This is a genomic window from Streptomyces sp. NBC_01268 (genome assembly GCF_036240795.1).
Taxonomy (GTDB): domain Bacteria; phylum Actinomycetota; class Actinomycetes; order Streptomycetales; family Streptomycetaceae; genus Streptomyces.
On record NZ_CP108454.1, the window covers coordinates 79,034 to 103,006 of the forward strand.

The 23,973-nt window shown below is 71.4% G+C and carries 15 protein-coding genes; 8 read left to right on the plus strand and 7 right to left on the minus strand.

Annotation, left to right across the window (positions count from 1 at the left end):
- Positions 1-614: 614 nt before the first annotated feature.
- The 3 genes from OG309_RS00395 to OG309_RS00405 all read right to left on the minus strand — a co-directional run bounded on the left by OG309_RS00395 (position 615) and on the right by OG309_RS00405 (position 3,418).
- Positions 615-1,802 (minus strand): serine hydrolase domain-containing protein, encoded by a 1,188-nt coding sequence (locus tag OG309_RS00395; RefSeq protein WP_329417195.1) that lies wholly within the window; start codon positions 1,800-1,802, stop codon positions 615-617.
- A 298-nt stretch (positions 1,803-2,100) separates the two neighbouring features.
- Positions 2,101-2,439 (minus strand): hypothetical protein, encoded by a 339-nt coding sequence (locus tag OG309_RS00400; protein ID WP_329417197.1) that lies wholly within the window; start codon positions 2,437-2,439, stop codon positions 2,101-2,103.
- Positions 2,440-2,842: 403 nt separating this feature from the next.
- The gene (locus OG309_RS00405; RefSeq protein WP_329417200.1) at positions 2,843-3,418 is read right to left on the minus strand and encodes a TetR/AcrR family transcriptional regulator; all 576 of its coding nucleotides are present in this window, start codon (positions 3,416-3,418) and stop codon (positions 2,843-2,845) included.
- 110 nt (positions 3,419-3,528) lie between these two features.
- Here OG309_RS00405 and OG309_RS00410 point away from each other — a divergent pair, with 110 nt between their 5' ends.
- The 3 genes from OG309_RS00410 to OG309_RS00420 all read left to right on the plus strand — a co-directional run bounded on the left by OG309_RS00410 (position 3,529) and on the right by OG309_RS00420 (position 7,237).
- Positions 3,529-3,966 carry a nuclear transport factor 2 family protein gene (locus OG309_RS00410; protein ID WP_329417202.1) on the plus strand — a complete coding sequence of 146 codons (438 nt, stop codon included), beginning with the start codon at positions 3,529-3,531 and terminating at the stop codon, positions 3,964-3,966.
- Entirely contained in the window at positions 3,959-4,969 is a 1,011-nt protein-coding gene (locus OG309_RS00415; RefSeq protein ID WP_329417204.1) for a zinc-dependent alcohol dehydrogenase family protein, read from the plus strand. The genes OG309_RS00410 and OG309_RS00415 overlap by 8 nt, the downstream gene beginning before the upstream one ends.
- A gap of 69 nt (positions 4,970-5,038) precedes the next feature.
- Complete coding sequence (locus OG309_RS00420) at positions 5,039-7,237, plus strand: hypothetical protein (RefSeq protein ID WP_329417205.1); 2,199 nt, start codon at positions 5,039-5,041, stop codon at positions 7,235-7,237.
- 215 nt (positions 7,238-7,452) lie between these two features.
- Here the strand turns inward: OG309_RS00420 and OG309_RS00425 are convergent, their stop codons facing one another.
- Complete coding sequence (locus OG309_RS00425; RefSeq protein ID WP_329417207.1) at positions 7,453-10,803, minus strand: FlgD immunoglobulin-like domain containing protein; 3,351 nt, start codon at positions 10,801-10,803, stop codon at positions 7,453-7,455.
- A gap of 620 nt (positions 10,804-11,423) precedes the next feature.
- Here OG309_RS00425 and OG309_RS00430 point away from each other — a divergent pair.
- Positions 11,424-13,274: an IPT/TIG domain-containing protein gene (locus OG309_RS00430; protein WP_329417209.1), complete on the plus strand. Its 1,851-nt coding sequence runs from the start codon at positions 11,424-11,426 to the stop codon at positions 13,272-13,274.
- Between the two features lie 525 nt (positions 13,275-13,799).
- Here OG309_RS00430 and OG309_RS00435 read toward each other — a convergent pair.
- Entirely contained in the window at positions 13,800-13,961 is a 162-nt protein-coding gene (locus tag OG309_RS00435; RefSeq protein WP_329417210.1) for a DUF5670 family protein, read from the minus strand.
- A gap of 120 nt (positions 13,962-14,081) precedes the next feature.
- Positions 14,082-14,486 carry a hypothetical protein gene (locus OG309_RS00440; protein ID WP_329417211.1) on the minus strand — a complete coding sequence of 135 codons (405 nt, stop codon included), beginning with the start codon at positions 14,484-14,486 and terminating at the stop codon, positions 14,082-14,084.
- A gap of 141 nt (positions 14,487-14,627) precedes the next feature.
- Here OG309_RS00440 and OG309_RS00445 point away from each other — a divergent pair, with 141 nt between their 5' ends.
- Complete coding sequence (locus tag OG309_RS00445) at positions 14,628-16,247, plus strand: FMN-binding glutamate synthase family protein (protein WP_329417212.1); 1,620 nt, start codon at positions 14,628-14,630, stop codon at positions 16,245-16,247.
- Between the two features lie 157 nt (positions 16,248-16,404).
- Positions 16,405-18,135: a thiamine pyrophosphate-dependent enzyme gene (locus OG309_RS00450; RefSeq protein ID WP_329417214.1), complete on the plus strand. Its 1,731-nt coding sequence runs from the start codon at positions 16,405-16,407 to the stop codon at positions 18,133-18,135.
- Positions 18,136-18,496: 361 nt separating this feature from the next.
- Here OG309_RS00450 and OG309_RS00455 read toward each other — a convergent pair whose 3' ends face one another.
- Positions 18,497-21,937: a phosphocholine-specific phospholipase C gene (locus tag OG309_RS00455; RefSeq protein WP_329417215.1), complete on the minus strand. Its 3,441-nt coding sequence runs from the start codon at positions 21,935-21,937 to the stop codon at positions 18,497-18,499.
- 363 nt (positions 21,938-22,300) lie between these two features.
- On the opposite strand from OG309_RS00455, the gene OG309_RS00460 reads away from it, so the two are divergent.
- Positions 22,301-22,777, plus strand: coding sequence for a hypothetical protein (locus tag OG309_RS00460; RefSeq protein ID WP_329417217.1), 477 nt, complete (start codon positions 22,301-22,303; stop codon positions 22,775-22,777).
- Between the two features lie 134 nt (positions 22,778-22,911).
- Positions 22,912-23,247: a hypothetical protein gene (locus OG309_RS00465; RefSeq protein WP_329417219.1), complete on the plus strand. Its 336-nt coding sequence runs from the start codon at positions 22,912-22,914 to the stop codon at positions 23,245-23,247.
- Positions 23,248-23,973 lie beyond the last annotated feature (726 nt).

The window sequence follows — 23,973 nt, forward strand, 5'->3', positions numbered from 1 at the left end:
GGCGGCGAGCCGTTGCACAGCGGTGACCTCTGGCGTACGGGCGGAACCGCGCGCACCGCAGAGCCCCGAGTCACGCCCTCAGACGAGGCGGGGCCACGTACGCCACGCCGGGCTCTGGAGCGATCGCCTCACTCGTCCTCGCGTCCGTGCAGTACGCAGTGAAGGCGTCGGCGGTGCTGAACGGTTCGGCGCACAACTCCACCAGCTTGCCACCGCGTACCCGGGAGATCTCGGCAGCGAGGCTCGTACGCATCACCACGCCCCGCCGACGGACGCCGCGAGAGCGAGGATCGCCTCGCTTCGTGAGCATCGTCCGGGTCCAGGCCGGTCGCCCCTCCCATGGTGTGGAACGGCACGGGGGCCCAGTGCGCTGCGGCCGTCCGCCCGACCCTCCGCAGTCACCCGGTCGATGGCCGCACGGGAAGGCTCACTGATCTATGGGGTCTCGTCAGCGCCGGCGCCGCGACGTGTGCATGGGCTTGTCACTTCGGCCGTCTCGCGTACATGAACGGCCTCGTCCAGACCGGCGTGCTGTCAGGATGCCTCAGTGGCAGGCGCGAGCACCGTGCCAGAGGGCCGTGCTCGTCGTCCCCTCGCAGCCGCGCACGAGCTGGTCAGCTGCCGAAAGCCGTCAGGGCCAGTCGTTGGGCGACCGCGGGGACCCCGTCGACGGGTCCGGCGGTGCCCACCGCGTACACCGCGCGCAAGCGCAGATCCCGGGAAGCGAAGACACCACTGCGGTACCCCGGATCCGATCCGGTCTTGCCCCACAGCAGCGTCCCGTCAGGCAGCGGCGTGGACATCAACCCCACGCTGAAGCAGGCTGTGCCCTTGCCAGGACCCGTGTTGCAGTGGGAGCCGCCCACGTACGGCACGGGCTTGCCATCGGTGCCCTTCGGCACCGTGAACAGTTCGGCGGCCTGCTCCGGGCGCAGCAGCCGGCCGTCGAACAGGCCGGAGATGAACCGGTCCAGGTCCGCCGTTGTCGACGTCATGCTCGCGGGCAGCCCGCCTTGCACGTTGACGTCGACCAGATCGCCGCCGTTGCCTGCAAGGTAGCCGGGCAGGTACGGCCTGGGCACGGGCGTGGCTCGGTTGGGGACGGTGGGGCGCGTGTCCCGCATGTTCAGCTGTCCGACGATCCGGGTCATTACCTCGTACTGGTACGAGTGCCCGGTGATCTCCTCGATGAGCTTGCCCGCGATGCGGTATCCGAAGGAGTTGTACTCCTGACGGGTGCCGGGGCTGAAGTGCGGCCCCGGGCCCGGCCTTCCTTCGGGGCGAAGAGTCTTTTGGATCACCTCGTCGAAGGTGACGTAGTCCAGCCGTCGCTCGATCTCCTCGTCCGGCGTGGTGGCCGGCGCACCCTCCAGGTCCTGCGGGAGTCCGCTGGTGTGGTCGAGCAGCTGTCGCACGCTGATCGGTTCCGTGAACCGGTCCTGTGGCAGCAGGCCGGGCAGATAGTGCTGGACGGTGTCGTCCAGATCGACGCGGCCCTCGGCGGACAGCTGGAGCAGGGTCACCGCCTCCATGGTCTTGGTGACGCTGCCGATCCTGAAGTGCGCGCGGGGTGCGATGTGCCGGCCGGTGACGATGTCCCCGGCCGCGCCCCGCCACGTCTCCCCGTTCTTGTGTACCTCCGCTACGACACCGGCCGTACTGTCACCCGGGCGCGGTTCGATCGCCGCGCGCAGCGCGGCCCGGTCCAGCCCCGGGGCCGGACCGTCGGGGACGGCCTCGGCGGGCGCGACCACGCCCAACGCCAGAGCAGCCGACAGAACGAGGATCGCGGAACGACGCATGGGAGGACTCCACCTCTCGAAGCGGTGATCACTATGGCTCGACTCTGGCCGCATGGGTGTGTCCGCGACGACAGGGATCACCCTGGCTCCACCCCTGAATCAGCCCTGAATCAGCCCTGACCACTCCTCAGGGATCACCCCGCCCACACACTGCCGACGATCGGGCACGGGGGAGGGTGCAACGTCGACATGCCGACGTGTTCAGCGCGTTGCATCGAGTCTGCAGCCAAGACCAGCCTCGGTGCCCGGCCTCGTAAAGATCACCTCTGCCACACGCCCCAGAATGCCGAGTGAGCTGTCAAGCGACAGCGAGGACGTCCAAAAGACCCACAGCGGGGCGGCCTAGCATGTCCGTCAGCGTGCGCCGCTGACGCTCCGTCAGGGAAGCGGTGAAGATCACTGCGTCAGCGTTGGCCTGCTCACACGCCAGGGCCACCTCGCGGACTTTCCCGTAGGTCAGCAGAGTTCTCGAGGAGTAGGGCAGACCCATCTTCTGGGCACCGCCGTCCGAGACCCCTCGGCGTTGCACAATCTGCACGACGACCCGAGCGCCGTGCGCTGCCAGTTCCGTGGCTGCCGATGCCATGAGTGCCTCGAAGTCCTTCTGCTTTGCGGAGAAGTAGCCGACCAAGGCCACATCGACGCCCCTTGCAGGGACTCGGAAGGCCTGGGGCTGGGCCGGCTCTGACGACACACGGCGAGCCGGGCGCCGGTCGCGCCTTCGAGGCTGATGCATGGACCGCAGGCTAGAGCCCGGCTTCCGGCAGCGACACCGAATTCCTCTCTGACCGAGCCTGGCGAGCAACATCAGAGCCACTCGCCGATGACTGCGATCAAGACATCGAGCGCCTTGCGGGCGCGGGACCAGCCCCGAAGGCGCAGGGAGCAGCGCGCAGTCCGGCACCCGCGCCAGGACGCCCTGGGACCATCCCCGCGTGCGCGGGGAGCAGGAGCCGACGGAGGCGCTGGGGGCGGTCTGAACCGCGCTGGTCCGGTCGCCCGACCGGGTCGGCGGGCGGGCAGCCGGGCGGCCGGGCGGTTCAGCTGCCCGCCGCCTCCGCGAGGATCCCCTCGGCCAGCTCCCGCGCGGAGGCGACCGGGTCGGTGGCGGGGCGGGTGGCCCCGACGGCCATGGCCCCGTCGATGAGCAGCAGGAGCTGGTCGGCGGCGCGGGCCGGGCGGGGGTGGCCGAGCCGGGTGAGCTCGGCCGCCAGGAGGCCGCTCACACGCTCGCGGTACGCACGGGTGACGGCGTGCCCGGGATGGTCGGGGTCGGCCAGCGCCAGGTCGGCGGCGAGGTAGCGGCAGCCCCGGAAGTCCGGTCGCGCGACGACGGCGGCGAGCTCGTCGAAGACGGCTGTGAGCCGCGCGCGCGGGTCGTCGCCCGCCGCGTCCATGACCCGCTCGTACGCGGCCTCGTCCTCGGCGGCGCTGCGCCGCAGCACCTCCGCGATCAGGCCGTCCTTGCCGCCGAAGTGCTCGTACAGGGAGCGGCGGGCCACGTTCGCGCTCTTGAGCAGGGTGTCCACGCCCACGCCGACGCCGTGGCGGTAGGTCAGTTCCTGGGCGGCGTCGAGGAGGCGGTCGCGGGGGCCGGGTCCGGTACGGGTGCTCATGGCCACCAGTGTGCCGACCCTTGACCGGTAGATCAACCGGTCTATATATTTCGAGCCCGCACCCAGTAGACCGACCGTTCTATCTACTGTTTCCTCCACCTGGAGACCTCATGCATCCCCACCCCCGCACCACCACGGACGTCATCGACCTCTTCAACCACGCCTTCATCCACCACTCCCCCGACGTCCTCGACGACCTGGTGGCCGAGGACTGCGTCATGGAGTCGGTCCAGCCCGCCCCGGACGGCGAGCGCTTCGAGGGCCGGGAGGCGTGCCTGGCCTTCTGGCGGACGCTGGCCGCCGACCGCACCACGCGCTTCGGCCCCGAGGACGTCTTCGTCGCGGGCGACCGGGCCACGATCCGTTGGCGCTACCGCTTCGGCGACGGCCCCGCCGACCACGTGAGCGGCGTGAACCTCATGCGCGTCGAGAACGGACGGATCGTGGAGGCCCTGGGCTACAGCAAGACGGCGGGCGAAGTCCCCCTGGCCACCGACACTCTCGGCTCCGGCTCCCGCTCCGACGCGGAGGGGGCGGCCCGTGCGTAGCCACCACGTCGACAGCGGCGCCGGCATCGACGGCCTGACGCTCCGGGAGCACGCCGACCCCACCCCCGGCCCCGGCCAGGCCCTGGTCGCCGTCCGTGCGGCCTCCCTGAGCTACCGCGACCTGATGATCCTGCGCGGCGACTACGTCCTGCCCGTACGCCCCGACGTCGTGCCGCTAGCGGACGGCGCCGGCGAGGTGGTGGCGGTCGGCCCCGGCGTGGATGCCGTACGGGTCGGGGACCGGGTGGCCGCCACGGTCTTCCCGAGCTGGCGGGACGGCCCCTTCGGCCTGGGCCACCTCCCCCAGCTCGGCGGCTCCCTGGACGGCATGCTCACCGAACTCGCCGTGCTCGACGCGACGGCCCTGGTGCCCGTACCGGCACACCTGTCGTACGAGGAGGCCGCGACGCTGCCCGTCGCGGCGGTCACCGCCTGGAACGCCCTGACCGGCGACGGCGAGGGCCTGCGCGCCGGGCAGACCCTGCTCACTCTCGGCTCCGGCGGGGTGTCCCTCTTCGCCCTCCAGCTCGGCAAGGCCCTCGGCGCCCGCGTGATCGCGACGACCAGCAGCCCGGAGAAGGCGAAGCTGCTGACCGGCCTCGGCGCGGACGCAGTGATCGACTACCGGGCCGTGCCCGACTGGCCGTCCGCCGTGCGGGAGGCGACGGAAGGCGGGGGCGTCGACCGGGTGGTCGACGTCGCGGGCCACCTCGACGCGTCCCTCCGGTCGGTACGGGTCGCGGGCCACGTCGCCTGCGTCGGCTTCGTCTCGGACACGGCACCCCCGCTGGACCCCCGCGTCCTCTTCGGCTCGGGCGCGACCGTCCGCGCGCTCGCTGTGGGCAGCAGGGCCCAGTTCACCGCCCTGAACGCCTTCCTGACCCGGCATCACATCCGCCCGGTCCTGGACCGCGCCTTCCCGTTCGAGCGGGCGGCGGACGCGTTCCGTCACTACGCGTCGGGGGCGGCGTTCGGCAAAGTGGTCGTGCGCGTCGGGGCGTGAGGGCGGTTTCGCCGGTGTCGGCGGTGCGCCTCCGTGTCACGGGCCGGCGGCTGGGCTTGATTGCCGTCCATGTGGAGACGACTTGTTCGGGCCCTGGCCCTGGTGACGCTCGTCCTGGCCACCACGCTCGCGGCGGTCCCCGCCGACACGGTCGCGCAACAGACCTGCGAGGCGGCCGACGGCCACCGCGGGCAGGGATCGTTGAACAGGGCGCAGGCTCTGTACGAGTCCGTGAAGGCGGGAGACGGCGACCAGAAGTGCGCGGTGGACGGCCTCCGGCTGGTGGCCGAGGCGCGCCGGGCGGCGGCCGAGCTCGTCACGGCCGGTCAGCTCCTGATCCGCTCCGGGCACCTCGACGGGGCGAAGGGCAAGTTCGACGCCGCCCTTCGCCTCGACGCGACGAACGCCGCCGCGGGCGCGGGCATCGCGAAGGTCGTGGACCTCGAAAGCCGCCCCCTGCCCACAGCGGTCTCGAACGGCGATCGCTTCTACCAGGACTGGGCGCTCCCCATCGGACGCCTGGTCGTGCTCGCCACGATCGGGATGCTGATCTTCTACGCCCTCGCCGGCCTCTCCTCACGCTGGCTGGTCAAGGTGGACGCGGTCGCCTGGCAGAAGTGGATCCGGTGGACGACCGGGAGCCTGGGCGCCCTTCTGCTGTTCGCGGCCGCGGTGATGGCACCGCTGTTCGCCATGTTCAGCCCTTTCTCCCCCACGTGGACCGAGTGTCGGATCGGCGCGCTGGGCATCGGGGTGGTCGCCCTGGCGGCGGTCGCCCTGGTGCTCTGGGGCACACGCGGCAGGGCGAAGCCGTGGCGCAGGCTGCTCATCGCCCTGGGCATCGTCACCGCGGCCGGGATCCTTCCGGTGCTGCTGGCCGACGCGCTCAGTTACGACGTACGGCTCATGCTCGTACACATCGCCCTCTCGGCGCTCGGGGTGTTCCTGACGGGGGCGGCGCTGGGCCAGAACCTGCGGCTCCAGGTCGAGGTCCAGCAGTCCGACGGCAGCGTGAACGCCGCCTCGTCCGACTACCTGCTCGCCAGGATGAAGGACCTCGGAACCGAGACCCCGCAGGCCCTGCACAAGAGTACGAGCACACCGGGGAGCACACCGCTGAGCCAGATCCCGGTGGAGGAGCTGAGCGTCCTGCCCGCGGGGAAGTTCGTGGGAGCACTGACGCGCCTGTTCTTCGCCCTCAGACCGGATCTGACCTGGCGTGCCAGGGTCACCCTGGTGGACGGCAACCGTGTCGCGACCACCCTCACGCGCAACGGAAAGCATGCCGCGAGCGCGGTGTTCAGTAGGCCGGACCTGAGACTCCCCACGGACGACGACGAAAACCGGGCCAAGGCACAGATGCTCACCGGCGCCGCCGCCTTCATCCTCGTGCAGCTGAGCGCGGTGCACACGGATCTCCAGCGCGGCCTGTACGGCGCCCGGCAGTGGCGGAGCGTCGCCCTCCAGGTGATCGCGACCAGCAAGTCGCTGCTCAAGAACGACGACAGCCGGCCCGCCACGCAGGTGCGGCTCCTGGCCAGAGCCGTCAACGAGGACCCCGGGAACGAGCTGGCACGGTTCGAGTACCTGTGGGCGGCGTACGAGCACAGGACCTACAAGGAGACGGATCTCGGCGCGTTCGCCCGTGTCATCGACAACGCCTACGAACGCTCCTCGATCCTGCAGGTCACCGACGACCAGGAGGGGTGGATGCCGCTGAAGATCCGGATCCTCTACAGGCTCGCCACACAGTGGCTCAACGCCTACGCCTACGCCCGAGCCGACATCGACGGCGACGGCGACGGCAGCTACGTGGACCGTGCCGCCGTGCTGGCCTCCGCCCGGCCGCCCACGGACGAGCTGAGCCGCCTGTGCGATGCGGGCAAGATCACCTGGAAGGGCCAGGATCTGCGGCGCCGGCTGACGGTGATGCACCCGCACGCCGTCAATCTCCTGGCATGCCTCGACGTGCTGCAAGGCGTCAAGGCGGTCGAGGACGTCGACGCAGAGCACCCCCACAAGGGTGCGACCGCCACCCCGAGACTGGCCTACGACCATGCGTGCCTGCACATGTTCGTCGCACGGCGGAGGGACGTCGGGGAGGAAGCCCGTCGGCAGCAGTGGGACTACGCGATCGAGGACCTTCGCCACGCCCTCGTCACCGCAGACGAGAGGCAGGAGGCCCAAAGCGATCCCTGTTTCATGGAACTCCGGTCGGACCCGCGCTTCCGGGAACTGATCACCGTCGCCGGAGGGCCTGTCCGCTGATGCGGCCGGGTCGCGAGCGAGACAGAACGTAAACCTTAGTTGTCGTCTGTCTGAACGCACGGCGCGTGACGACCCACGCAGCAGGGCGGGCACGAGGACGAGAGAGCAACTGAACCCGCATTCCCTCGCGTTCTACGTGGACGTGGTCATGAGGGCCGGGCGCGCACCGCGATGGTGCACGCCCGGCCCTCGGAGTTTGTTCTGCGTCCAGTGGGTCAGGGGCCGTAGAACCCGGCGACGTCGGCGATGAGGTCGATGCTGCCACTCCGGTTGTAGAAGGTGACCTTGCCGTCCTTCACCGGGACCACGACGAGGTTGGGGACGGTCTGCCCGGCGACGACGTTGAGGTTCGACGCGCTGGTGCGGGTCGTCCCGTACGGGTAGACGGAGACGAACGTCGACGAGGTCGGGTTCGTGGCCGTGACGTTCAGGACGACGGCCGTCACGCCCTCAGCGGGGACGCCGCCCCTGCCCGCGACGGTCAACGTGACGGTCTTGTCCGCGCCGACCTTCGGCGGGGGCCCGCCGAATCCGTCGCGGGTGTCCATGAGGCGGGCCGGGGTCACCGGCTCGTACAGGGAGCCCGTGGTGCCGCTGGTGTAGTACCCGGCGACGTCGGCCAGCAGGTCGAGCGAGCCGTTGCGGTTGTAGAAGGTGACCTTGCCGTCCTTGACCGGGACCACGACGAGGTTCGGGACGGTCTGCCCGGCGACGACGTTGAGGTTCGACGCGCTGGTGCGGGTCGTCCCGTACGGGTAGACGGAGACGAAGGTCGATGCCGTCGGGTTCGTGGCCGTCACGTTCAGGACGACGGCGGTCACGCCCTCGGCGGGGACGCCGCCCTTGCCCGCGACGGTCAGGGTGACGGTCTTGCCGGCGCCGACCTTCGCCTTGGCGACGCCGGTGCCGTCGCGGGTGTCCATCAGCCGGGTCGGCGTCACCGGCTCGTACAGCGAGCCCTGGCCCGACAGCGTGTAGTACCCGGCGACATCGGCGAGGAGATCGACGCTTCCGCTGCGGTTGTAGAAGGTGACCTTGCCGTCCTTGACCGGGACCACGACGAGGTTGGGGACGGTCCGGCCGGCGACGACGTTGAGGTTCGACGCGCTGGTACGGACCGTTCCGGAGGGGTATGCCGAGACGAACGTCGACGCCGTGGCGTTGGTCGCCGTCACGTTCAGGACCACGGCCGAGACGCCCTTGGCGGGCACCCCGCCCCGGCCCGCGACGGTCAGGGTGACCGTCCTGTCTGCGCCGAGCTTCGCCTTCGCCACCCCGGTGCCATCACGGGTGTCCATCACCCGGGTCGGCGGCACCGGCTGGTAGCGTCCGGTGGCGAGGGTGGACTGCCCGCGGACCAGGACCGTGTCGCCGGTGCGGGTGAGCGCGGGGCCCACGCCGTCCGCCGGGGCGGCCGTCAGGGTCCAGTCGTACAGCCCGTCCGGCAGCGCGTTCCCGGCCGCGTCCTTGCCGTCCCAGGCGGGCTTCACCACGCCTCGGGCTTCACCACCGCTTAGCGTGCGCACGACCGTGCCCGCGCTGTCGCGCACGTCGACCTTCCAGGAGGCGGCGGGCTTGTTCAGCCACCACTTCGCGGTCCACGTCGGGTCCTTGGCCTTGCGGTCCACCTTTCCGCGCTCCTCGTCGAGGAGGCGCAGCGGTGAGGCGGGGACGCCGGTCGGCACGACGTGGATGTTCTGGTCCGCGTCCACGAGGCTCACGTGGCCGCCGAAGCGGTCGACCGTCCAGCCGTAGTCGGGCCGTGAGTCGGCCACGGTCCCGATCGCGCGGGTCGCGCCACCGCCGCGCAGCGGGGTGACGGAGACCGTGCCGCCCTTCTCGTGGGCGAGGTAGCCGTCGCCCAGGAGCGCGTTGGTGTGTGCGGGCAGGGAGATGTTCGCGAGGGTGTCGAGGTTCTTCACGCCGGAACTCGTCGCGCACTTCCAGTACGCGAAGGAGCCCACGACCTGGAGCCCGGTGAGGTCACACCCGGCCAGCTTCACCGTGCGCTTCGTCGTGCTGGTGCGCAGATCGACCGCGTCGACAATGCCGGTGGTGGTCGACTCGGCCCACAGGGTGTCGCCGTCGAGGGCGGTCCGGCGGTCGCCCAGGTCGTGGCTGAACACCGCATTCGTGGTGTCGATGTCGCGGACCTCGCGCATCCGGGACGGCCCCGTCTGCGCCTCCGCGACGAACGAGACGTAGCGGCCCGAGACCTGGAAGTCGCGCCCGTACTCGAAGGGTTCGGCACCCGTCCAGCTGGCGTGGTCCATGTCCTGGCCCTCACCGATCGCGTACAGGCCGCCCGGGTACTTCTGGAGGACGATACGCCCGTCGCCGGTGGGGACCACGGGCACGCAGGCCGGAAGGCAGTGGCCCGGGATGAGAGCCTCGGGGTCAAACCCGAGATTGGTCTTGGGGCCCACGGCGAGCTCGCCGCTGACGGTGAGCCTCCTGCTGGTCACCCGCCCGTACATGTCGTCGAAGCCGTTGGCGTCGAGGCCGAAGTTCTCCGAGGCGTTCAGCTCGCCCTGGGCGACGGCGATCCGCCGGGTCTGGGCGATCATGCCCGGAGTGGCGTAGAGCCTGGTGAGGACCGGCGCCGAACCGTCCGCCGGGATCGCGGCCTTGTGGACGACACTCTGGTCGTCCGCGCCCGTGATCGTGGCCAGGACGCCGCCGTCCTGGGTGGGGACGACGTCGGCCGCGTCGAACGCCGGGCGGGGCTCGCCGCCGGAGAGCGGGTACAGCGCGTACACGTCGTTGCCGGACTGGACGTTCTTGGTCCGCACCAGGACGTCCTGGCCCACCAGCGCGGTCGGCGGCTCGGGCAGTGCGATGTCCGCCACGGGCTTGGTGAGGTCGCCGGCCAGGTCCCAGAGGCTCAGCCGGTGTGCCTGCCAGTCGTACGTGTAGGCGCGCATCCCCGAGACACCGGGCGGGCTGACGCTGTCGACGTACGGGATCGATGTGGGTCTGACCGCCGCGTTCGGGTCGTCGAGGGCGACCCAGCCGACGAGGGTCTTGCCGTTCAGGGAGTACGCGACGAAGAAGCCCCGGCCGTTGCCCTGCCAGTCGCCCATCCGCGGCAGGGGGGAGCTCCAGGCGGAGCCGGCCGGGGCGACCGCCTTCACGTCCTTCTGGACGCCGTTCTCGACCGACAGGACGTGTACGGCCTTGTCCTCGCCGTTGGTGAGGACCTTGCCGCCCTGGACGCCCGCGAAGCGCTGCCGCTGCGGGATCGTCACGGTCCGCCCGGGCCCGGTGGGCCCGTCCTGGAGGACGACCCTGTCGTCGTACTGGCGCGCGATGACGTCACCGTCACCGCCGTGCATTGTGTACGTGCGGTCGGCGGCGAACCGGGTGGGCTTCCCGCCCGCGTACGGCACCCAGGCGTAGCCGCCGGAGTCCTCGTGCATGAAGCCGGTGGTGCCGGCGAAGCGGAGCAGGCCCTGGCCCGGGTGGCGCTCCGCCGGAATGGTCAGCGGCGCCTGTGCGGCGGGTGCCTCCGCCGCGACCGCCGTCCCCCCGGCGAGCGGTGCGAGCGAGGCGACGGCCGCCGTCACGGCGACCGCGGTCGCCGTCAGACGTCTGCCGCCGGTGTTCCTTCGGGACCGGCTTGATCGTGTGTCGCGCACAGTGTCCCCCCTCAGAGTCACTAGTAGTTCACGTGTCAACCTCCTGAGGTTAAAAGCTTCCCCTCCTTCGAAACGTTCATGATCGTCACAATCTCGTCCCTGTTCGTCACGGGTCTGTGACAACGCCCCCATCTCACCGCATCGGCCCACTGACCACCTCAGATGACGTGGCACCCCGTGGCCACCGAGACCACTCACCAGCCGACGCTGCGGCCGCCCCAGGGATCCGCGACGCCGACCTACTGCGGAAGGCGCCGGTCGACGATGACGGCGTGGCCGACCGGATCGGGCCGGCGCCCGAGAAGCGCGTCCGCCCTCGAAGAGCCCCGTGCGCGCACCCCCGGCCGGGAGCTCGCGCCAACGGCTGTACCGATGTCCTCCGAGGCGGTGATACGAATCCCGCGCCGTCAATGACGATCAGCTCCAGTCAAAGAAGATCATGTTGAGTCACAATCACGCATGTGATGAATCGTCAAAAGAGCTGTGAATAGCATGAGTTGCAACCAGATCGACAGGATTCGGTCACTTCCCTCCGAGAGGTGTCACCCATGCCACTGGCCTTCCACAGCAGCACCAGGCCCGACGGGCGGCTGCACCGCCTGCGGCGCGGTGCGGCGGCAGCGCTGACGACTGCGGTCCTCGGCTCAACTGCCGCGGTGCTGCCGGTTGGGCCCGCGCACGCGGCCGGCCCGGGACAGCTGATCTACGTCGCCGACCAGGGCTCGAACTCCGTCGCCGCCGTCGATTCGGCGACCGGGGCGACGGTCGCCACCATCCCGGTCGGCACCCAGCCGGTCAACGTGGCGCTCACCCGGGACGGCTCACAGGCGTGGGTCGTCAACAGCGGCAGCGACTCCGTCTCGGTGATCGACACCGCCACCAATTCCGTCTTCGCCACCATCGCCGTAGCCGACGCCCCAGGGTCGATGTCCGTCTCGCCGGACGGCGCACGGGTCTACGTGGCCCACACCGGCCCTGCCGGAATCGAGGTGATCGACACCTCCTCCCTGACGGTCTTCACCACCGTCCCGGTCGGCACGTACACGTCCGGGCTCGGGCTGTCCCCGAACGGGAGCCGCCTCTACGTCAGCGACTTCAGCAGCGGCGCGGTGTCGGTAGTCGACACCGCGACCCTGACCGTCACCGCCAGTGTCCCGACCAACGACCCGGCCGGGATCGCCGTCAGCCCCGACGGCGCGCACGTCTACGTCGCCAACTACAACGACAGGGCCGTCACGGTGATCGACGGCGCCACCAACACGGTCACGGCGACCGTGCCGGTCGGCCAGGTGCCGTATGGCGTCGCCGTCGCGCCGGACGGCGGAACCGTCTACGTCGGCAACCGGCTGGGCAACTCGGTCTCCGTCATCGACACCGCGACCAACACGGTGACCACCACCATCGGTGTCGGCGCCGGGCCGCAAGCCGTCCTGGCGGACCCAGACGGCACCCGCGTGTACGTCGCCAACACCTTCACCGACACCATGACCGTGATCGACACCGCGACGCTCACCGTCACCGCCACCGTCCCCGCCGGATCCCGCCCGTACGGCCTGGCGATGGGCAAGGCCGTCCTGCCCGCGGTGACCGCCCTGGCCCCTGACAACGGCCCGACCGCCGGCGGCACCACCGTCACCCTGACCGGCAGCAACCTCACCGGCACCACCGCCGTCACCTTCGACGGCACCCCGGCGGCCAACCTCACCGTGGTGAACGACTCGACCGTCACCGCCACCGCTCCGGCGCACACCGCCGGCACCATCGACGTGACGCTCACCTCCGCCGGCCACACCGCGGCTGCCGGGCAGTACACCTACGAAGTCCCCGCGCCCGCGATCACCCACATCGCCCCCGCCAACGGGCCCGTCGCCGGCGGCACTGCGGTCACCATCACCGGCAGCAACCTCGGCGGCGCCACCGCCGTCGCCTTCGGTGCCGTGCCCGCCGCCTCGTTCACCGTCGTCGACGACACCAAGATCACCGTTACCGCGCCCGCCGCCCCCGCGGCCGGGCCGGTCGATGTCACCGTGACCACCCCCGGCGGCAGCAGCGCCCCGGCGGCGGTCGGCCGGTACACCTACAGCAAGGACACGACCAAACTCACTGCGAAGCCGCTGCTGCTGTCCATCGCCCCCGGCCAGCTGACGGTCAACCTCAACCTGTCGGCCACCCTCACCGACACCACCACCGGCAAGCCCGTCGCCGGCGCCACCATCACCTTCACCGTCGGCACCACCACCGTGTGCACCGCCGTCACCACCGCGGCCGGCACCGCCACCTGCACCGGCCCGTGTCCCGTCGTCGCCGTCCTGCTGAACCTCGGCTACACCGCGACCTACACCGGCTCCCCGGCCCTGGCACCCACCAGCGCAACCGCCGGCCTGGTCCGCCTCGGCTGACCCGACACGGCACCGACAGCCACGCGCAGGCGGCCGGCCCGAGAACACGCCGATCGGCTCAATGCAGCTCAGGGCGCCACCTTCACTCTCCGCCTCCACGTAGAGGCGCGCCGACCTCGCCAGATCGCTGTCGCGCAACCTGGATGCCATGCGTCCAGCACGTCGAAATCGTGCCGACTGCAGTCGAACTCGGAAGGAACCGGTGTACGGCGTTGGCTACGAGACCGTGCGGCGGGCGTCGGCAATCGGCCTTGTCGGAACCGTGCAGGAAGGAGGTCGCGGGCGCCACATCTGAACCACCCCTACGGGCCGTGGTCACACGTGTGGGGCCGATGGTCCCCACGGCCCCTCGCCGACGCGGAACCCACCCTGGTGACCCAGGCCGTTCGACAGCCTCCGCTAGTCCTGGAGACCCTGGGCGACACCACCCTCGAGTGACGCCCGTCTACCCGGCGCCGGAGCACGCGCTGGGGCCCGCCCCGCAACAGAAGCGGGACGGGCCCCAGAACTCCCAGGGGGAAACGCCTACCAGCGGTACCAGCGGCCCGTGCTCCCCTTGGGTCGGGCCACGAAACCGATCAGCCACAGGACGAGCACGATCACGGCGATCCACCAAAGCGCCTTGACAGCGAAGCCGACGCCGAAGAGCAGCAGAGCGAGCAGGAGAACCAGCAGCAGGGGGACCATGTGTGTCGACCTCCGGAATAGCAGGGACGGACGGTGCGCACGAACGACATGCGCGAACGGGCGGACGAGCCTCCGGGAAGGGGTGGGGCGCCCTCCGGGGGCGGAGGCGGCTTCCGCGCCTCAGGCGCGGCCGCCCAAGAGCAAGGTCAGCGGGCCGCGGCGACGCCGCCCCGCCCGCCGTCCCCACGCGTACGCACCGGCGACGGCGGCCGTCGTCCCCACGGCGGCGGCCCCGGTCGCCGTCTTGTGCGAGCGCACCACGGTCCACATCGCGCCCCCGCTGCCGCGCGCCACGTACGCGGCCGTACGGGCCTTCTCGGCGAACGGGGCGGGAAGGACACGCAGCGCCCCCGTGGCCGCCCGGTCGGACGTCTCCGCCGTCCCCGGGCCTGACTCTCCCGCCCGTACGGCGGCTCCGGCCGCGTCCGACGGACCCGTGCCGTCCGACGGACCCGTGCCGTCTGTCGCCGCGGGCTCGTCACTCCAGCGGGAGGGGTTGCGGTCGTTGTTCTGCGAAGCACTCATGTGGGTCGTGTAGCCGGGTCCGCCCGGCGCAAACCCGCCCTCGTCGCGCCGCGCCGGATTCACCCCTCCCCGGCCGGCCGGACCACGGGCGCCCTCGCAGCGGCGGGCGTGACATCCCCGATCGGGGACAGGCGGCGTTGCATGGTGACGATTCTGCTCGCGGCCTTCCCGGCCCTGACCGCGCTCGCCGCCGGCCTCCTGGCCGCCCTGGTGTCCCCGTGGTGGTGGTGCGCGGCCGGCCCCGCCCTGCTGCTCGCCGCGGTGGCGGCGTACGACCTGCTCCAGCGCCGCCACTCGGTCCTGCGCAACTACCCGGTCCTGGGACACCTGAGGTTCGCGATGGAGGCGCTCCGGCCCGAGGTGCAGCAGTACTTCGTGGAGCGGAACGTCGACGGCGCGCCCTTCGACCGGGACACCCGCTCCATCGTCTACGAGCGGGCCAAGGGAACCGACGCCGAGGACCCCTTCGGCACGGAGCTGGAGCTGGACCGCCCGGGCACCGACTACCTCGTGCCCTCCATGGCCCCGCGCCCGGTCCCGACCGAGCCGCCCCGGGTCCGGATCGGCGGGCCCGCCTGCACCAAGCCGTACGACATGGCCCTGCTCAACGTTTCGGCGATGAGCTTCGGCGCCCTGTCGGACCGCGCCGTGCGTGCCCTGAACGAGGGCGCCCGCCGGGGCGGCTTCGCCCATGACACCGGTGAGGGCGGGATATCGGAGCACCACCTCGCCCCAGGCGGGGACCTGGTCTGGGAGATCGGGACGGGGTACTTCGGCTGCCGGACCGAGGACGGCGACTTCGACCCGCGGAGGTTCGCCGAGAAGGCCGCCCTCGACCAGGTCGCCTGCGTGCTGCTGAAGATCAGCCAGGGAGCCAAACCCGGCATCGGGGGAGTGCTGCCCGGCCCCAAGGTCGGCCGGGAGATCGCCTCGGTCCGGGGCGTCCCGGAGGGTCGTACGGTGATCTCACCGCCGTACCACCGCGTCTACCGGACTCCCCGGGAACTCGTGCGCTTCCTGGACCGGATGCGCGACCTCGCCGGCGGCAAGCCCGTCGGGTTCAAGCTGTGCGTCGGCTCGCGACGCGAGTTCCTCGCCGTCTGCAAAGCCATGCTGGAGGAGGACGTCACCCCCGACTTCATCGTCGTCGACGGGGCCGAAGGCGGCACCGGCGCCGCGCCGCTGGAGTTCGCGGACTCCGTCGGACTCCCGCTCACCGAGGGCCTGACGACGGTCCACCGGGCCCTCGTCGGCGTCGGGCTCCGCGACCGGATCCGTATCGGCGCCTCCGGAAAGATCGCCACCGGCGGCGACATCGTCAAGCGGCTCATCCAGGGGGCCGACTACACCAACTCCGCCCGGGCCATGATGTTCGCCCTCGGCTGCATCCAGGCACAGCGCTGCCACACCAACACCTGCCCCGTCGGCGTCGCCACACAGGACCCCCGACGGGCCCGGGCCCTGGATGTCGAGGACAAGGCTCGGCGTGTCCAGCGCTTCCAGGAGGCGACCGTCAAGAGCGCCCTGCAGATCATGGCCGCCATGGGCGCCGACGGCCCCGTCGAACTGACGCCCGGGATGCTCCTGAGCCGGGTCGGACCGGACGACGTCCGATCCCATGCGGAGGTGTACGAGCCGCTCACCCCGGGACAGTTGCTCACGTCGGCCGGGTCCGGGGATCCCGGCACCTCCGGATCGCTCCCGGATTCCTGGGCACGCGACTGGAAGGCGGCTCACCCGGACCGGTTCGCCCTCCGGTGACCCGGTCGGTCGGCGTTCCCTCCTCCGTACCTCCCCCCTCCCTCCGTCCGTTCCTCCCCCCTCCCTCCGTCCGTTCCTCCCCCGTCCCTCCGTTCCTTCTGCTCTCGTGCCCTCTCGGCCTCGACAGCCGACGTTCCTTCTCGACAAGGGAGACCTCATGACCCGTACCGTCGCCCAAGTGATCGTCGACGGTCTCGCGGACCTCGGCGTGGAGCACGTCTTCGGCGTCGTCGGCGACGCCCTCAACCCCCTGACGGACGCCATCCGGACCACCGACGGCATCGAGTGGACAGGCTTCCGGCACGAGGAGGCGGCGGCGTTCGCCGCCGGCGCACAGGCGCAGCTGTCGGGCCGGCTCGCGGTCTGCATGGGCACCGTGGGGCCCGGCTCGGTCCACCTGCTCAACGGTCTGTACGACGCCGCCAAGAGCGGCGCCCCGGTCCTGGCCGTCTGCGGCCAGGTACCGCTGTCGGAGGTGGGCGGCGACTACTTCCAGGAAGTCGACAACGACCTCCTGTTCCGGGACGTGGCCGTGTACCGGGCCACCGTGACGTCCCCCGCGCAGATGCCGAGGCTGCTGGAGTCCGCGGTGCGGGCGGCCGTGACCCGCCGGGGCGTTGCGGTGCTGACCGTGCCCGGGGACGTCGGCGACCGGAAGGTGGAGGAGGACCGGCCGACGCGGTTCGCCCTGCCCCGTCCTGCCGTGACCCGCCCCGACGACCCGGCCCTGGCCGAGGCCGCCGAGGCGATCGCCGCCGGTTCCCGGATCACCCTGCTCGTCGGACGCGGCGCCCGAGGCGCCCGCGAGGAGGTACTGCGCGCGGCCCGGCTCCTCTCCGCGCCCATGGTGCTCACGCTCAAGGGCAAGGAGGGCTTCGAAGCTGACAACCCGTACGAGGTCGGGCAGACCGGCCTGATCGGCAACCCGGCCGCCGCCCACGCCCTGGACACCTGCGACACCTTGATCATGCTGGGTACCGACTTCCCCTACCGCGAGTGGTACCCGGAGGACTGCCGCGTCGTGCAGATCGACGTCCGCGAGGAACACCTCGGCCGCCGCGTACCGGTCGACGTCGGACTCGCCGGGGACGTCGGCGCGACGCTGCGAGCCCTGTTGCCGCTGCTCGACACGGTCGGCTCGCGGGCCCACCTGGACGAGGCACGCGAGCGGTTCCTGCGGTGGGAGGAGGGTCAGGCGGGCTTGGCCGATCCCGCCCATGACCGACGCCTGCTCGGGCGGGTGCGGGCGATGTTCGACAACCGGGTCGAGGAGATCCGCCCGGAGGCCCTGGTGGCGGCGGTGGACCGGCACGCGGCCGACGACGCGATCTTCACCTCGGACACCGGAATGGCCACCGTCTGGCTGTCGCGTTTCGTCCGGATGCGCGGCGGCCGCCGGCTGATCGGTTCGTACAACCTGGGCTCCATGGCCAACGCGATGCCGCAGGCCATCGGCGCCCAACTGTGGGCACCCGAACGCCAGGTCGTCGCCCTGTGCGGCGACGGCGGCCTGAGCATGCTGCTGGGCGACCTCATGACGATCCGGTCCGAGCGCCTGCCGGTCAAGCTGGTCGTCTTCGACAACCGCCGCCTCGGCATGGTCAAGCTGGAGCAGGAACAGGCCGGGCTCCCCGAGTTCGGGACGGTCCTCGACAACCCCGACTTCGCCGCGGTGGCCGAGGCCCTCGGACTGACGGGCATCCGCGTCACCGACCCGGCGGAGCTCGACGAGGCCGTACGCCGGGCGCTCGCGCTCCCGGGCCCGGTCCTCCTGGACGTGCTGACCAATCCGGCAGAGGTGGCCGTGCCGGGCAAGCCGACGGTGTCCCAGGGCTGGGGCTTCGCCATCGCCAAGATCAAGGAGAACCTGCCGTCGGGCGACAGCTGAGCTGTTCCGGCCCCACCGGACGGAACTCGGAGCCGGTGAGGCGGGGACACGGACAGCGCGCTGACGAAAGTTCAGCTGACGCGATCCGCCCACCCTCTGGAGGGATCTGGCCGCGGGGTACGGGCCGTAGCGGGCGCTCTACGGATTCTTCCGCCGTCGGCAGCGTGACGGCAGGTGAGACCGAACTGCCCACTACGGGCCTGGCGATGCCGGAGGCCGACGTCCTGGGGCACCCGCCCCGTCGGCGTCCTGGAGCGCAGTGGACGCCGGCGGGCTCGGTAGCGGGCCGGTGCTCGCCGCGGAGGTGACGGCCCGGCTGGCCCCCGGTGTCCGGGGCCCAGCCGGAGAGGCCCAGGGTCGGTCAGGCGTCGGTGACGGGGAAGGCGCTCAGCCTGATGTTGTCCACCGCCCAGAACCAGTTGTTGCCCGCGTGGTGGATCCGGAAGCCCACCTTCACCGAGCGCGCGTCGGCCGGCACCGGGAAGGAGGCGGTGACGAGACGGTTCTGCTGGTCGCGGCCGCCGTTGGTGTTCCCCGACGCCGCGCTGGAGTAGTGCAGCACCCGAGAGGTGGCGCCGGTGTCGAAGACCACGGTCACCTCCGCCTCCTGCGGGCTCTCCTGCCGGTAGTGGGAGTCGAAGCCCAGGTACAGGGTCTCGGTCCCCGCCGGGATCACGACCGCAGGCGTCGTCAGCGTCGAATCGAAGGTGCCACGGCTGGACGGGCTGCCCGTGTCGTCCCAGTCGTCCGGGTCGGCGACGGCGACGATGCCCAGGGACCGGCCGAACGCCGAGCGTTCCTGGCCGGCCGGGAACCAGAACTGCCGGGACAGGAACGACCAGCCGTTGAGCTCCTCCGTGCCCTTCGGCATCCCGGCCGCGTTGGTGACCGTCCACCCCTCGGGTGCGGTCCGCGTCCAGCCCTTCAGCCCCGGACGGCTCAGGTCGGTGGCCGGGGCCAGCCGGTCGGTGAGGGACTCGAAGTCCTCGGCCATCAGGTAGCCGGTCATCACCGGGCCCACCCGGGTGGCCAGCGACCCGGCCTGCTCCACCGCCGCGCCGCCCGCGGTGCGCGCTCCGATGGTCGCCTTCAGCGTCGCCGAGGTGCGGGCCGCCGATGCCGGGGCCGTGACCTCCCAGACCACCTTCACCGACGTACGGGCCGGGACCGAGGCCGGGGTGCCGGCGGTCGCCTCGGCACGCCACCCGTCCGGTACGGCCAGCGCCGCCGACAGCGCGGTGAGCGGAGCGCTCCCCGCGTTGGTGACGGTCGCGGTCACGGCCAGCGGCTTCTGCGGGTACAGCGCGCAGCCGTCGGTGCCGGGCGAACTCGCCGGCGCGGTCAGGGTGAGGCTCACCGCGCGGGCGACCTCGGCCCGGACCCGGGCATCCGCGATCCGCAGCAGTCCGTCGCCCTCGGCGCGGGCGGCGACGGTGAGCGTGGCGGCGGTGGCGTCCGCCGCGGGGGTGACGGTGAACCGCAGGTCGGCCGATCCGCCGCCGGACAGGCTCCGCGGGGCCGGCCCGGAGGATTTCACCGTCCAGCCGGCCGGTGCCAGCAGGGACACCGCGAGGTCCCTGAGCCGTCCCGTCTCCTCATTGCGTACGCGCACCACCACGTCGGCGGGACTGCCCTGCACGAACGGGGCGGTCAGCGGAGGCAGCGGCTCCGGCAGGGTGAGCGCCGCGCTCAGCGCCGACCCTGTCCCGATCGCCGGGTCGGTGCTGCCCGGTCCGCTGTCCGCGGGCCGGCCGGACATCCGGCGCAGGAAGCGCGGGTCGTCCTGGTCGAGCACCACGATGTCGTACCAGCCGTGCCGGGCGAGCGGTACGGACACGGTCCGCTTCCGACCGGGCGCCAGCCTGACGGTCTGCACGCCGCCCTCGCCGCGCCTCCGGTGGGTGGACTCCCCCACCAGGAGCGTCCGAGTCCGCTTCGACGGGTTGCTGCATTCCACGTCCACGCTGCGGGCGTGGGCACGCTCCACCACATGCGCCTCGGCGCCGGTACCCGCGCCGCGCAGTTCCCACAGCGCCCAGCCGGGCCCGTGCACCTGAAGGTCGTAGCCCTCGGGGCCGTACGGGAGGCTTCCGGTGGTGCTGTCCCGGCCGGCGACGGTCCAGGTCCGCGGGGCGGTCCCGTCCCCCGGGTACGCGGTGATCGCGGCGGTCCGCCGCCCTTCGTTGCCGAGCCCCAGCCGCACCTCGGTGTCGGTGACGGTGGCACGCAGCGAGAGCCGGTACGGGGAGGGTCGTGTGGGGCGGACGCCGTGCTCCTGGACGGGCCGCTCCTGGGTCGCGGGCGGCACCGGGTTCCAGCGTCCGATCGGCGCCGGGACCGCGCCGGGCTGCTTCACCTCGGGCTGCCGGTAGCTACGGTCGAAGTCGAACGCGGAGGTCAGGTCACCGAAGACGCTGCGCCGCCAGGCGCTGATGTTGGGTTCCTGGACCCCGGTCCACTTCTCCAGGAACCGGATCACCGAGGTGTGGTCGAAGAGCTCGGAGTTCACGAACCCGCCGACCGTCCAGGGGGATACGACGGTCATCGGGACGCGCGGGCCGGGGCCGACGGGACGGCCGCTCACCCAGTCGTCTCCGTCGCCGGTGTCCGGCCTGGGGGCGGTGGGGGCGGGGACGTGGTCGAAGTAGCCGTCGTTCTCGTCGAAGTTGATGAACAGCGCGGTCTTCGACCAGGTCTTGGGGTCCGAGGCGATGGCGTCCAGCAGGTCGTAGACGAGGCCGGCGCTGCCGACGGGCGTGGAGGAGCTGGGGTGTTCGGACAGCGCGGCCGTGGGCACCACCCAGCTGACCTTCGGGAGGGTCCCGGCCTTGATGTCGGCCTTGATCCGGGTGAGCAGGGTGCCCGGTTCGGAGCGGTGCGCGCCGCGGAGGAACAGCCGACGCTCGTCTTCGGGGAGGGCGTCGACCGCGGTACGGAACCGGGCCAGGTCGGCCTGGCGCTCGCCGGCGCTCTTCGCCCACAGCTTGTCGTAGAACTCCTCGGTCGTGGCGTAGGAGAACCCGGCGGCGGTGAGGATCTTCCGGCCGATCCGCTTCCACGGCTTGAAGTACTCCACCGCGTTGTCGGTGAAGTTGTCCCACTCCTGGTAGATCTGCCAGGACACCCCGGCGGCCTCCAGGCGCTCCGGGTAGGTGGTCCAGTCGTAGCCGGCGTGGCTGTAGGAGTACGCGGCGTTGGTGACGGCCCGGCCCCCGCCGTTGGGTTCGAACCCGGTCGTGCCGGTCCACAGGAAGTTGCGGTTGGGGTTCGTGGAGCCGAAGACGGAGCAGTGGTAGGCGTCGCAGATCGTGAAGCGGTCGGCGAGTTCGTACTGGAGGGGGATGTCGCGCCGGTCGTAGTGGGCCATGGTGCTCTGCCCCTTGGCCGCGATCCAGTCGTTCCACCAGCCGTTCGCGCGGGCCTGCACCCCGTCGGCGAAGCCGTGCGGCAGCGAGCCGAGGTACTGGATGTCGCTCTCGGGCCGTCCGGCGTCGACGGCCGCCTGCCGCGCGGAGAACGGCAGGACGGCGGGCCCGCCGGAGCGGGGCTGCTCGAACACGCTCGCGCCGTCGGGCAGTCGCAGTGCTCTCCGGTCGCCGAAGCCGCGGACGCCTCTGAGGGTGCCGAAGTAGTTGTCGAAGGAACGGTTCTCCTGCATCAGCACGATGACGTGCTCGACGGCCCGGAGGCCACCGCGCGGCATGGGGGCGGCCATGGCCGTCAGGAGGGAGGGCGGCAGGACGGAGAGCGCGGAGCCCGCGGCGAGGGTGCCGAGGACCTTACGGCGTGAGAAGTCGGACATGGCGGGGACGCTAAGGCGTTGCACGGCGCCTCCGAAACCCGTCGCGCCAGGGGTTCGCCCACTGTTCACGCCGGTGACTCGTACGAAATCCGCAGGTCAAGGCCATGATCACGCGGGGGCGTGGACTACGGCGGGAGCCTGGACCGCCCGCCCGGTCCAGTCGTCCGGGCCCGTCCTGCGACTCCTCAGCCCCGCCGATGCCCAGCCCGTGGAGGCGACGCGTGCGCGCCATCGCGCAGCGGCCATCGCTGCCGTTCCAGATCCCCCGCATCTGCGGAGTCCGCGGAGTTCGCGGAGTTCGCGGGCGACCGAGACAGCGTCCGAGCCGGCTGTTCACCGACGACGGCGACCACAATGAGAGCCATGGTCAATGAGGGGAACACCGGCTTCGCACTGCCGCGGGGCGCGACGGGCTTTCTCGTGCCGAAGGACGGCCCCGTTCCGGAAACCGATCTACGGGCCTTCCGAGGCGCCCTGCACGCCGCTGCCCGAGCCGTCGAAGGCCAGGTCGGCGAGATCCAGGTCCAGGAGTACCCCCTGACCTTCCACACCGCCTCGGTCGTCGACCGCACGCGCGAGCACGTCGTTCTGTGTCACGCCCACCACCCCTGGATAGCCTTCGCTCAAGAACGCCGGACCTGGTACGCGGAGGAGTTCGTCCCCCTTCCCTCGTGGTCCTCCCACTTCACGGAGGCAGGCTTCGCGGTTCTCAGCGATGAGCTGCTCGCCACGCCTCTCTCGGACATCGACACCTCGATGCTCACGCGGAACGAGTGGCGTCACATTCGTTCCTACGGCATCACCACGCTGGGCGGCGCACTCATCAACGCCTGGGACTGACGACCGAGACCCCGCACACCGCGCGGCCCTGCCCGACACCACCGTCATGGTCATCTGCGTCTCCGGACCCGGCTACCTCAGCACACCCTCACATCTCTTGCCCTGAGCGGCGCAAGCACCCGAGCATGATCGGTATGACCGGATTCCTGAGCTGGGACAAGAAGACCGACGCCGTCCTCCTGATCCGGGAGGCGGACACGATCGCATCCGCCCTGCGGGACACCCTGGCCGAAGCGACCCCTGCCGAGCGACCGGGGCTGCGGCGTGCGCTCGCTTTGGCCGAGGCCGCCGCCGCAGTTCCCGAGGCCGCGCTGCGAGCGGGGTGGGTGCGCACACGGCTCGCCGCCGTCGAATTCACCGAGGACATCGCCTCGATCGCGGCACTCAAAGCACTGCGCCAGGCCGAGCCGAGGCTGAGCCTGCTGGCCGCGACTCAGCTGCAGAAGGACGCGGTCGCACATCCCGCCTGACGCCCCAAGAGGGTGTCTCACCGTGCCTGACCGCTCTGTCGCTCGATGAGCGGATCCGTTCAGCTGATCGCCAACGGCATGGGATCCAGTCCCAGCTTGCTCCGGCAGGAGTTGACGGTTCGTGTGACCCAGGCGGTCACGGCGTCGTGATCTGCCGCGATCGAGTGAAGATCACGCGCTTTCTCCTGGGATACCGGGCGACGTCCGACAGGGCTGAGAACCTCTCCCTCAGCGCGGGTCACGTTCTCCACAACCGTGACCGTCCGCGCTGGACCAGGCCGAGCGGTTTCAGGGAGTCGCGCGCGGCTGAGGTGATGATCCGGAGCACCGGACTGCGATCTGCCATGCCCGGCATTATCGACTGCCCCACCGACACCCCGTCGGTCGTCGTGGCACATCACCATCCCGCGCATGCGCCGGACCCAGGTGCGGTCCGCGTGGCCACCGGTCGGCTCGGCCAGGCTTGTCCATCTCTCTCCCCGCCCAGCGCGCGCCGCACCGTCGCCGAGCTGTGCGACCAGTTCGGCTCGGCCCCGCCGCCCGAACCTGATATGACGCACAACTCGTCAGGGTGGGCAGAGGAGGCTGACAGGGCGGAGCGGACAGAGAGCGCGCCCCTCCCTGCCGCGCTCCGGCCACGAACCCGCCGGGAGGGCCCGTCGGCGACGTTCGGCCGAGGGAAGGACGCCCCGGCCCGCCATCCCGTATCCCCAGCCCGTATCCCCA

Bases quoted from the DNA above. Each gene is read 5' to 3' on its own strand.
- OG309_RS00465 (WP_329417219.1), top strand. From the start codon at position 22,912: ATGACCGGATTCCTGAGCTGGGACAAGAAGACCGACGCCGTCCTCCTG.
- OG309_RS00410 (WP_329417202.1), top strand. From the start codon at position 3,529: ATGCATCCCCACCCCCGCACCACCACGGACGTCATCGACCTCTTCAAC.
- OG309_RS00440 (WP_329417211.1), bottom strand. From the start codon at position 14,486: ATGAGTGCTTCGCAGAACAACGACCGCAACCCCTCCCGCTGGAGTGAC.
- OG309_RS00435 (WP_329417210.1), bottom strand. From the start codon at position 13,961: ATGGTCCCCCTGCTGCTGGTTCTCCTGCTCGCTCTGCTGCTCTTCGGC.
- OG309_RS00445 (WP_329417212.1), top strand. From the start codon at position 14,628: ATGGTGACGATTCTGCTCGCGGCCTTCCCGGCCCTGACCGCGCTCGCC.
- OG309_RS00420 (WP_329417205.1), top strand. From the start codon at position 5,039: ATGTGGAGACGACTTGTTCGGGCCCTGGCCCTGGTGACGCTCGTCCTG.
- OG309_RS00460 (WP_329417217.1), top strand. From the start codon at position 22,301: ATGGTCAATGAGGGGAACACCGGCTTCGCACTGCCGCGGGGCGCGACG.
- OG309_RS00455 (WP_329417215.1), bottom strand. From the start codon at position 21,937: ATGTCCGACTTCTCACGCCGTAAGGTCCTCGGCACCCTCGCCGCGGGC.
- OG309_RS00405 (WP_329417200.1), bottom strand. From the start codon at position 3,418: ATGAGCACCCGTACCGGACCCGGCCCCCGCGACCGCCTCCTCGACGCC.
- OG309_RS00450 (WP_329417214.1), top strand. From the start codon at position 16,405: ATGACCCGTACCGTCGCCCAAGTGATCGTCGACGGTCTCGCGGACCTC.
- OG309_RS00395 (WP_329417195.1), bottom strand. From the start codon at position 1,802: ATGCGTCGTTCCGCGATCCTCGTTCTGTCGGCTGCTCTGGCGTTGGGC.
- OG309_RS00430 (WP_329417209.1), top strand. From the start codon at position 11,424: ATGCCACTGGCCTTCCACAGCAGCACCAGGCCCGACGGGCGGCTGCAC.